General features: G+C 28.7%; 12 protein-coding genes. 5 read left to right on the forward strand and 7 right to left on the reverse strand.

The genetic code is table 11. The annotated features are described in order from the left end of the window. Together VK071_10320 and VK071_10325 are read right to left on the reverse strand one after the other, a co-directional pair. On the reverse strand, positions 1-249 hold a 249-nt coding region (locus tag VK071_10320), incomplete at its 3' end, for a hypothetical protein (GenBank protein ID HLR35702.1). Positions 250-272: 23 nt separating this feature from the next. Continuing rightward, positions 273-914, reverse strand: a complete 642-nt coding sequence (locus VK071_10325; protein HLR35703.1) for a 4'-phosphopantetheinyl transferase superfamily protein — start codon at positions 912-914, stop codon at positions 273-275. 773 nt (positions 915-1,687) lie between these two features. Between VK071_10325 and VK071_10330 the strand changes: the two genes are divergently transcribed. Together VK071_10330 and rpoD are read left to right on the forward strand one after the other, a co-directional pair. Continuing rightward, positions 1,688-2,224: a tyrosine-type recombinase/integrase gene (locus VK071_10330; protein HLR35704.1), complete on the forward strand. Its 537-nt coding sequence runs from the start codon at positions 1,688-1,690 to the stop codon at positions 2,222-2,224. Between the two features lie 58 nt (positions 2,225-2,282). Next, positions 2,283-3,341: an RNA polymerase sigma factor RpoD gene (rpoD, locus tag VK071_10335; protein ID HLR35705.1), complete on the forward strand. Its 1,059-nt coding sequence runs from the start codon at positions 2,283-2,285 to the stop codon at positions 3,339-3,341. A gap of 154 nt (positions 3,342-3,495) precedes the next feature. On the opposite strand, the gene VK071_10340 is transcribed toward rpoD, so the two are convergent. Further along, positions 3,496-3,681: a hypothetical protein gene (locus VK071_10340; GenBank protein HLR35706.1), complete on the reverse strand. Its 186-nt coding sequence runs from the start codon at positions 3,679-3,681 to the stop codon at positions 3,496-3,498. A gap of 96 nt (positions 3,682-3,777) precedes the next feature. Between VK071_10340 and VK071_10345 the strand changes: the two genes are divergently transcribed. Further along, positions 3,778-4,797: a nucleoid-associated protein gene (locus tag VK071_10345; GenBank protein ID HLR35707.1), complete on the forward strand. Its 1,020-nt coding sequence runs from the start codon at positions 3,778-3,780 to the stop codon at positions 4,795-4,797. A gap of 232 nt (positions 4,798-5,029) precedes the next feature. Beyond that, positions 5,030-6,268, forward strand: coding sequence for a putative manganese transporter (locus VK071_10350; GenBank protein HLR35708.1), 1,239 nt, complete (start codon positions 5,030-5,032; stop codon positions 6,266-6,268). A gap of 66 nt (positions 6,269-6,334) precedes the next feature. Here VK071_10350 and VK071_10355 read toward each other — a convergent pair whose 3' ends face one another. Continuing rightward, positions 6,335-6,877 carry an NADPH-dependent FMN reductase gene (locus VK071_10355; GenBank protein ID HLR35709.1) on the reverse strand — a complete coding sequence of 181 codons (543 nt, stop codon included), beginning with the start codon at positions 6,875-6,877 and terminating at the stop codon, positions 6,335-6,337. Between the two features lie 208 nt (positions 6,878-7,085). Between VK071_10355 and VK071_10360 the strand changes: the two genes are divergently transcribed. Continuing rightward, complete coding sequence (locus VK071_10360; GenBank protein ID HLR35710.1) at positions 7,086-7,385, forward strand: hypothetical protein; 300 nt, start codon at positions 7,086-7,088, stop codon at positions 7,383-7,385. Positions 7,386-7,675: 290 nt separating this feature from the next. On the opposite strand, the gene VK071_10365 is transcribed toward VK071_10360, so the two are convergent. The 3 genes from VK071_10365 to VK071_10375 are packed head-to-tail and all read right to left on the reverse strand — an operon-like array spanning position 7,676 to position 10,366. After that, positions 7,676-8,632 carry a siderophore ABC transporter substrate-binding protein gene (locus VK071_10365; GenBank protein HLR35711.1) on the reverse strand — a complete coding sequence of 319 codons (957 nt, stop codon included), beginning with the start codon at positions 8,630-8,632 and terminating at the stop codon, positions 7,676-7,678. A gap of 31 nt (positions 8,633-8,663) precedes the next feature. Further along, positions 8,664-9,419: an ATP-binding cassette domain-containing protein gene (locus VK071_10370; GenBank protein HLR35712.1), complete on the reverse strand. Its 756-nt coding sequence runs from the start codon at positions 9,417-9,419 to the stop codon at positions 8,664-8,666. Then, positions 9,416-10,366, reverse strand: a complete 951-nt coding sequence (locus VK071_10375) for an iron chelate uptake ABC transporter family permease subunit (protein HLR35713.1) — start codon at positions 10,364-10,366, stop codon at positions 9,416-9,418. The genes VK071_10370 and VK071_10375 overlap by 4 nt, the downstream gene beginning before the upstream one ends. Positions 10,367-10,493: the final 127 nt, after the last annotated feature.

Consider the following 10,493-nt stretch of genomic DNA (forward strand, 5'->3'; position numbering starts at 1 on the left):
ATCAATATTTTTAGTTTTAAACTTATCTTCCTTAAAAAATGGTTCTTCACCATCTTCATGGCTCACAATAATATCATAACTACGATATGATTCTTCATGTAATGCTTCATACTGATGAATAATATCATCGCGAGCTACAAAATTTAAAAACATAATAAATGTAGAAATCATAAGAGAAAATAAAATTAGAAAACCTCTCAATTTATTTTCCCAAATATTTCTTATAGTGTATTTCAAAAAAATTCTCATGTTTTTACCTCCTATATTTCTATCTATATTGCTACAGATAAAACGTATTTTTCTTTTAAATTAATTCTCTGGTAAAAGTTATCTAATTCATATACATCCAAATTTCCTAAAGGTTCAATTAAGCCTGTCCCAAGCATTTTAAAATAACTTTCTTTCATTGTCCAAATCTTTGTTAATTCTAAATCCCTATTAATTGATTTGTTAATTTTTTCCAGTTCATTCTTAGAACAAATAGATTCCGCTAGTTTTATATTAAAGGGAATCATATCTTGAATATCAATTCCAACATTTTCCTCGGCAATAGCACAAGTCACACCAACTTCACAATGACTTATACTAAAATATATTTCTGGGAAATACTTTAAGAAAGGTTTGCCATTTTCATTAAATAAAAAGTCATAAGGACCATAAATGTTAAATCCTTTTTGCATAGCTAAAACAAACAACATATAGGATACTATGCACAACTTTCTATCTATTTTTTTCTTATAACGACTAGCCTTGTTCTTACGCTCTGGTGGCATAAATAATAGCATTATTTTTAACATTTCATCATTTATCTCATTTAATGATGTATGTTTAAAAATATACACTTCTTTTCCTTTGATATGTACCTTTTCCCAATGATAATCTTTTAAAAACTTCGATATAATCTTAATGTCCATTCCTATCCCAATCTAAATTTAAATTTTATGTAAATTTTTAACCCTTCAATATTTTTATTAAAAGTTCAATAAGTTGAAATTATCTTTTTAAAGTTTACATAAGAATTCACTCTTCATTTTTGTAATCATTGTTTTTCGACATTTTTCTACCTCTTTTATGTATTTATACCATTTTAATACTAACATATCCATTCTTTCTGTCAATTGGAAAGACTCTACATAAAACAAAAAAAAATTTACTATAGAATTATAAATATTTACTAACATCAAATATTTATTAATATCAATATTCTCAACTTAAACAACTTATCCATTCATCCTTTTTGCAATTATCTTTTATATCTGCTATAATAAAAGAGTTCATTTATCAATAAAGATTTAAGATAATCCTTTTGAATAGTACATTACTTATTATTAATTGATTTAAGATTTTCTTAAATAACTAACTACAAACTAACATATAATATGTTAGTATTTTTTAATGGTTAAAACCTGCTTTTAATTTATTTATGTATATAAAATTTGTTAGATAAGGTTCAGAAAAACTATACAATAATAAATTAGAAGGAGGTACTTTTTATAATATAAATAGAAAGTCTTTTATAGAAGCAAGGTTTGTAGTTAATAACTATTTTAAGGGTAAAATATGAATAACAATCTTTGTCCCTTTTTTCAATAACGTCTTAATAGTTAAATGTAACATAACTCATTTACATGTAACATTAAATGTTATATAATAGGACGGAAGAAAGGAGTCAAATAAGTTGAAAGAAGTGCAATCCATTAAAAATCGTGAAAAAATTGAACAAATTAAAACTGAATTGCTTAAGAAAAACTATAGAAATTATATGCTTTTTCTTATTGGTATCAATACTGGTATAAAGATGAATAACATATTAAACCTTAAGGTTAAAGATATAAAGAATAAATCTTACATCCTAATTAAAGGAAACCAATCTGAAGAAGCTAAAAAGTTCCCCATAAATAGTATGTTACAAAAAGAAATTAATAGATATATAAAAAATATGGATGATAATATGTATATTTTTCAAAGCCAAAAAGGGGACAACCAACCTATATCCAGGGTACAAGCCTATCGAATCCTAAAAGAAGCAGGTAAAAAGGCTAATGTAGATAATATAGGAACTCATACACTGAGAAAAACGTTTGGTTACTGGCACTATAAACAATTCAAAGATATAGCATTATTACAAAGTATATTTAATCATTCATCCCCAAGTATAACTTTTAAATATATTGGCATTAATCAGGATAAGATAGATAGTAAAGTTGACAAGTTTTATTTATAAGGATTTTACATTATAGAGAAATATTATTCCTATAGCTTTCCTGAAGGGAGGAGTATCGGTGAGTCATAATGAAAAAAAGACTGCAGTTGAAAACTTAGTTACAAAGGGCCAGGAAAAAGGTAGTCTTACCTACAAAGAAATAATGGATTGTTTTGGAGAAATGGACCTAGATTCCGAGCAAATAGATGAAATCTATCAAGGTTTCGAAGATAAAAATATTGAGATAATAGAGGATGATGATGACGAGGGCGATATAGATACTGAGGACCCTGTTTCTAAAGATGTGAAAGTAGGGGACCCTGTTAGAATGTATTTAAAAGAAATAGGGAAAGTAGACCTACTGACTAAGGAAGAAGAAATTGAATTGGCTAAAAGAATGGAAGCAGGAGATGAATTTGCTAAACAAGAACTTGCTGAAGCTAATTTAAGATTAGTAGTAAGTATTGCTAAAAAACACATTGGAAGAGGAATGTCATTTTTAGATTTAATTCAAGAAGGTAATTTAGGTCTTATAAAAGCAGTAGAAAAATTTGACTATACTAAAGGCTATAAATTTAGTACCTATGCTACTTGGTGGATACGACAAGCAATAACAAGGGCTATTGCTGACCAAGCAAGAACTATAAGAATTCCTGTTCATATGATTGAAAATATAAACAAGCTTGTTAGAGTTCAAAGGCAACTTGTACAAGATCTCGGTAGGGAACCAACCCCAGAAGAAATATCAAGGAATATGAACATGGAAGTAGATAAAGTTAGGGATATAATGAAGATAGCACAAAAACCTATTTCCTTAGAGACTCCAATAGGTGAAGAAGAAGATAGCCAATTAGGTGACTTTGTAGAAGACGAGCATATTCAAACCCCAGCTGAAACTGCCACATACATCATGCTGAAAGAACAACTTGTAGACGTTTTAGACACCTTGACTCCTAGGGAACGAGAAGTATTAAGGTTAAGATTTGGTTTAGATGATGGTAAAGCAAGAACCTTGGAAGAGGTTGGAAGGGAATTTGACGTTACAAGAGAAAGAATTAGACAAATAGAAGCAAAAGCCCTTAGAAAACTTAGACACCCTAGTAGAAGTAAAAAACTAAAAGATTTCTTAGAAGACTAAATAAACTTAGGAGAGTCAATGCCCATATTGGGTCAATGCTCTCCTAAAAATTTTATATACTACTATATATTATATTCATTAGGTTAATATACATGTTACATATTATTATATAGTATAATAGGTCAATTTGCAAATAACTTTTATACTTTTCTGATTATTCACATAGTTTGCAGATTATTTCACTAAATAAACCTACTAATGGACCCAAAGCAACTGTAATTATTAAGGTTCCCAATCCAATAGGCCCATTAAGTATTAACCCAATAATTAATCCTAAAACATTACTAATACTAACTCTTTTAAAGGAAACATTATATATTTTTACAAATAGGATGCCCATTTTATATGAGGAAAACTAAACAACTATCATTATACTTTTCTTTTCATAGTAGAATAGATATAATTGTTGTACTAGCATTAAAGGGAGAGGATTATTGTGGAACTTATTAATATTAAAAAAATTATATTACATATTTTAGATAATTCAGTAGGACTACCAGTACTTTCAGAAGAAGAGCACCCACATAATATAGATATAATGGAATTTTTAGAAATTCATATAGAAAAAGTTTTCAATGATATAAATATTAAAGAAGCTTATTTTAATACTGAAGACAGCGAAGAAAATTTAGTAAAAAATTTATGTATGAGTATTTCAAAAGATGATAGCAAATTTATAGAAAAAACTAGAGAATTTGCAAGACTTATGTTTAATATAATGGTTGAAAATCCATCTATACCTCCTTGTGACCTAATTTGTTCATTGTTTGAAGGTGATGGTAAAAAATACTTAGGTTTTTTTATACTTGATTATAGTCTTTCCTATATACACCATGTTGAAGAATCAAATGACAAAAGAGTTAACAGAGTTATAAAACAAAAAATAACTTTGCCTAACAAGAATCAAAAAATAAATGAATTTGTAATAGTGGATTTAGAGGATTATTCAATACTGTTGAAAGAAAAAAAATATGAAATCAATGGTCAGAAAGAATATTATTTGTCTAAACATTTATTAAAATCAAAAAGTACATTATCAAATAAAGAAAAAATGGATATTGTAAATAAGGTATCTAAAAAAATAGTTAAAAATTATTATGAAGATGATGTTAAAAAAATGGCGGAAATAAAAAGTGCAATGGTTGAAAGTGTAGAGGAAACAGATACCATAGATATAAATCATATTAAAACCGAAGCTTTTGACAAAAATTTAGAACTCCAGAACATATACGATGAAGAAATAGAAAAAATGGGATTAAGGGAAAAGGTTATAAAAGTAAATGAGCCTTTATATAAAAAAATACCCACGACCCAAAAAATGGTAACGGACGATGGAATAGAAATAAAAATTCCAGTATCCTTTTTAACTAATAATAATAAAATAGAATTTCTAAACAACACTGATGGAACAATATCCATATTACTTAAAGACATTGGAGAAATAAAAGGAAAATAAATGAGTCACTAGGGACGGTCCAGTCTTAATTGACTCACAGAGTAAGCTAGCTAAGACTGTCCCATGTCCCAGTAATTCAGTAACTCATTTCTTTTTACAACTTTAATAATTCATGCTATAATATAATGTTATCCTATATTCATAGGAGAAATTATATCATTAATCTAAAGCTGTGATTAATAAATTTATATACAGGTAAATATTATATATAGGTAAGGAAGGAGGAATGGACGTGGCAGGAGAAATATTAAGATTGATAGTGAAAAGTGCAGAAAATGCTTTTATTGAAGTTACTGTATTTGTTGGAGCTGTCTTATTGATTTTCGGATATATTAATTTTAGGAAATCTGGAAAGCTTGTAGAAAAAATAGAAAACTCTAAAAAAGTCCAGCCTATTATTGGTGCTCTTTTAGGACTTACTCCAGGTTGTGGTGGTGCTATTTTTGTAATGCCTTTGTTCCCTAAAGGAACTGTAAGTTTTGGTACCATTGTGGCCACTTTAATTGCTACAATGGGAGACTCTGCCTTCGTTATTATGTCAGTTATGCCTTTGCAATATATTTTAGTAAGCATAATGTCTTTTATAGTCGCTATAATAACAGGATATATTGTAGATTACTTTAAGTTTGGAGATTACCTCTTTGAAGCAATGCATGAAAAGAAAAGAACCAAATCAGCTGTAGAACTGATCCACAAAGATACTGATCACACATTACAAGTTTTAGAAACTGGTAATGCTCAAGGAGAATTAGAACATATAGGTCATGAGGAAGGGGATGAAATAGACCTTATCCTTCATCATGAAATAAAAGGACATCAAGAACACGATACTTTAGGATATAAGTTCACTCATAGCGCCTATACTATCTATTGGGTAGTCATTTCTGTAGGACTAATCCTTGGAGTCCTGGATTTATTCCAAATAGATTTAAATAATAATTTAAGCACTATTTTAGGCGTTGGAGGAACAGTACTATCCTTAATAATGATGATAATGAGTAAGAAATTCATTCAAGATGACACACATGAGGAAGCGGAGCTAAAAACTTTAAATTTAAAAGAAACTATAGTTCATAATGCCCAAGAAACTGCTTTTGTAGGCACATGGGTGTTTTTCGCTTATTTAGCATATGAATTCTTTATACTAGCATTAGGTTCAGGAAACTACATAGCTGGTGAAGCTTTAGTCACATCTTTCTTGACGCAAACAGGCTTATCTGCAGTGATAATAGGTGCCTTAGTAGGAATTATTCCAGGGTGTGGCCCTCAAATTATATTTGTAACATTATATACTAGAGGTTTAGTTCCATTCTCAGCACTTTTAGCTAATGCTATATCCCAAGATGGAGACGCATTATTTCCTTTAATAGCTATTGATAAAAGGTCGGCATTTTGGTCTACAGTATTTAATACTATACCAGCTTTAATTGCAGGAGTACTTGCTTATATGATAGAAGTAAATTTCTTTTAGTATAATAGATTTAATTAATATACAAAAAGAGTGGATTGTTTTAGTTAATCCACTCTTTTTGTATATTTAACCTACTTTGTTAACCCAATCTATAAAATTTTTAACCACTCCATCTAAGTACTCAATAGTAGATTCATCAACTAATTTCCCCGTCTCATCTAATTTTTCATGAATACTACTAATAAAAACTTCATTTCCCGGTAAATTTAGTGTAGCTACTGCTCCAGAATTCAAAATTTGACGAAGATGAACTTGGGCTCTCACAGTACCAAGATTACCTAATGTAGCTCCAACTACCATAGAAGGCTTATTTATCATAACCATTTCTACTCTAGAAAACCAATCTATTGCATTTTTTAAGACTGCTGGTATGGAATGATTGTATTCTGGTGTTAAGAATAATATTCCATCACTTTTCCTTATCTTTTCCCTTAATTCAATAACTATTTCTGGTGGGTCTAATTCAATATCTTGATTATACATAGGGAGCTTTCCAATAGGTAATATTTCAATATCTAAATCTTCTTTATATCTATCCTTCATGAATTCTGCAACTTTTCTATTATTAGATTCTTTACTCATACTTCCCACTAATGCTACAATCTTCATATAAAATACCTCCATTATTTTATTCTATAGTTATAGTTACCCATCTTCATATAAAATACCTACATTATTTTATTCCATAGTTATAGTTACCCATCTTCATATAAAATACCTACATTATTTTATTCCATAGTTATAGTTCCCCATTATTAAGAAAATATATTAAATTATCTGTTGATATTATATAATATACTAATAGGAGGTTTTTATAATGAAAATAGGGCTCGCTTCGAAAGAATTTATTAATGGTAACAGTGAACATAACATTAATACTATGATAGAAACTATGAATGAATATAAGGATTTAGATTTAATGTTGTTTCCCGAGTCCTTTATTCATGGTTTTGATGGGATAACATTCAATTATAATATAGATAAAGGTATGGCATTATCCATAGATAGCCCAGCTATCAAACAAATACAAAACTATTGTAACAGACTTTCACTAGGGATAGGTTTTGGTTATATCGAGTTAAATAAAGACAATCTATATAGCAGTTTTATGGCCTAATTACAATTCATATAACATTGAATATTGGGAAAATACTGCAAAAAATGAATATGCCCAAAGAGCAAAATTAACGGGAGAAAATGTCCTATGGTTTAATAGCCATAATAATAATGACGAGAAAGCCTATGGTGGGGCTATTTACTTTAGAAAGGGTAAAGTTTATAGAGAATTACCTATGGGACAAAAAGGTGTTCTAGTACTAAATTTATAATAAAAAAAGATGCAACTATGGATTAGTATACCATAGTCACATTCTCTAAATGAAATAATCAGAATTAAATATTTCAATCTTAATTTTTATTATCTAAAGCAGAGTGTACCTCTTGGACCATTTTCATAGTGCTTGAAAAACCTCCAGAAGATACATACCAGATTTGAGCATCTAAATAAACTATATTATCATTTTCAAATGCTTTTGTAGACTTAATTAGTTCATTATCTAATACCTGTTCTGCAGAAGTATCTCCTCCCACAACTACTCCTCTATCTATAACGAATAAATAATCAGGATTTTGTTCGGCTATATATTCAAAATTCACCTTTTGTCCATGAGTAGAAGATTCTATATTTTCATCTACTGGTGTTAATCCAAATTCTTTGTGCAAAATACCAAATCTAGAAGCTTCACCATAGGCACTAAGATCACCATCACTAACCATTAGTAATAAAGAGTTACTATTGTTCTCCTTCGCATCTTCATTTAAATCTTTTATTGCCTTTTCTATCTTTTCTATTTCAGATTCTACTAGGTCTTTTTCATTAAAAATATTAGCTAATATATTCATATTCTTTTTAAATGAATTAATATAATCTTCTCCATCAATACCTAAATATATTGTAGGAGCAATTTCACTAAATTCGTCATATAATTTAGCTTGTCTGCCAGATATAATTATTAAATCTGGTTCTAATTCATAAATCTTTTCAAAATTTGGCTCTTGCAAAGTTCCCACATCTTCATATTTATCGTCATTATATTCCTCTAAATATTTTGGAATAGTCTTTTTAGGTAATCCAATTATATCCTTTTCCATTGTATCAAGGGCATCTAGAACACCGTAATCAAAGACAATTATTCTTTCAGGTTCCCTCCTTAATTCAGTTTCACCCAACTCATGTTCTATAGTAATAGATTCCCCTTTACTACTTACTTCGTCATTGTTTTCTACTGCCCCAGAATTACATGCTGTTATGAATAAGGCTGTAATTACCATTATTGAAAATAATATTTTAATTTTTTTACTCATTATTATTCACCTCATTATTAATATATTTTAATTAAAAGTATGCACATATTCTATTGTTTTCTATATCTTGTATCTTAAAATCTAGATCATATATTCTATTTAAAACTTTTTCATCAATTATTTCTCTAGTAGTATCCGCTTTTACTATCTCACCATCTTTTAAAGCCACAATATAGTCTGAATACCAAGAAGCAAAGTTTATATCGTGAATTACTATTATTACAGTTTTACCTAATTGGTCTACTAAATTTCTTAACATTTTCATTATCTCTACAGAATGCTTCATATCTAAGTTGTTTAATGGTTCATCTAAGAGTATGTATTCTGTATCTTGAGCAAGAACCATTGCTATATAAGCCCTTTGTCTTTGGCCACCACTTAATTCTTCTAAATATTTGTCTTCCATATTATTAAGTTCCATATAATCTATGGCCCTATCTATAAACTTAATGTCATCCTCATTCAGCCTTCCTTGACTGTAGGGAAATCTTCCAAAACTAATTAATTCTCTAACAGTTAGTCTTATATTTATGTGGTTAGATTGTTTTAATATGGATATCTTTTTTGCCAATTCATTATCCTTCCACTCTCTTATTTCCTTCCCATCTATAAATACATCCCCACTAGTTCTAGGTATCAATCTACTAATCATGGACAACAGTGTACTCTTTCCTGCTCCATTAGGCCCAATGAAAGAAGTAATACATCCCTTTTTTATATTTATAGATAAATTATTTATAACTCTTATATCTCCATATTTTTTGGTTAAATTATTAACTTCAATCATATTTTACTCTCCTTTACTAAAAGATATATAAAGTAACCTCCACCAATAAAATTAATTATTACACTAATTGGGGTACTGAAATTGAATACCCGTTCAATTAGCAATTGTCCTCCTAAAAGAGCAATTACACTTATTAAAGATGATGTTAAAATGAGAGTTCTATGTTTAAAGGTATCTAAAAACTCTCTCGATAGATTTACCACGAGTAACCCTAAAAAAGTAATTAGTCCAACTAACGCAGTAGATATCGAAGTTAATATAGATACAATTATCAGCATCTTTTTTACAACCCTATCATAATCTACACCTAAGTTAATTGAATGCTCCCTCCCTAAAGACATTACATCTAAAATTTCTGAATGTTTAAAAGTATAGAATGCAAACCCTATAATAAACAAACTACTAACCCCTAATACTTGGGTATTTATATTGTTAAAACTAGCAAACATAATATCTTGTACATGCATGAATTCATTAGGATCTATAATAACTTGCATAAATGAAGATAAACTTTGGAAGAATGTTCCTAGCACTAATCCAGCTAATAAAACAAAAAATATATCTTCCTTGTGCTTATCAAATAAAATCTTATATATTATCACCGAAAAAAACACCATTATGCCACTAGTTAGTAAGAAATTTAAATTTTTATTTAGTACAACTATACTTCCTGAGCCAAATGTAAATATTACAAAAGTCTGTATAAATATATATAACGAATCCAAGCCTAGTACACTAGGGGTTAAGATTCGATTACTGGTAATGGTTTGAAATATCATGGAAGAAAAAGCTATAGATATTCCAGTAATTATAATAGCCAACACCCTAGGTAATCGCTTAGAAAAAAAATATGATCTATTATTAATATTCAATCCTGAAAAAATAAAGCTTATAATAAGAATTACTAAAATAATAGCAAGAAGAATTATTTTCTTCTTATTGCTCATATACATCACTCCTTGCCATCAAATAGAGAAATAGGAAGCTGCCAATAACTCCAATAGTTAAACTAATGGAAATCTCATAAGGATATATGATTATTCTTCCTAATATATCTGAAAACAATAAAAATAT

The sequence above is a fragment of the Tissierellales bacterium genome, from assembly GCA_035301805.1.
Lineage (GTDB): Bacteria > Bacillota > Clostridia > Tissierellales > DATGTQ01 > DATGTQ01.

Bases quoted from the DNA above. Each gene is read 5' to 3' on its own strand.
- VK071_10325 (HLR35703.1), bottom strand. From the start codon at position 914: ATGGACATTAAGATTATATCGAAGTTTTTAAAAGATTATCATTGGGAA.
- VK071_10340 (HLR35706.1), bottom strand. From the start codon at position 3,681: ATGGGCATCCTATTTGTAAAAATATATAATGTTTCCTTTAAAAGAGTT.
- VK071_10355 (HLR35709.1), bottom strand. From the start codon at position 6,877: ATGAAGATTGTAGCATTAGTGGGAAGTATGAGTAAAGAATCTAATAAT.
- VK071_10360 (HLR35710.1), top strand. From the start codon at position 7,086: ATGAAAATAGGGCTCGCTTCGAAAGAATTTATTAATGGTAACAGTGAA.
- VK071_10365 (HLR35711.1), bottom strand. From the start codon at position 8,632: ATGAGTAAAAAAATTAAAATATTATTTTCAATAATGGTAATTACAGCC.
- VK071_10370 (HLR35712.1), bottom strand. From the start codon at position 9,419: ATGATTGAAGTTAATAATTTAACCAAAAAATATGGAGATATAAGAGTT.
- VK071_10375 (HLR35713.1), bottom strand. From the start codon at position 10,366: ATGAGCAATAAGAAGAAAATAATTCTTCTTGCTATTATTTTAGTAATT.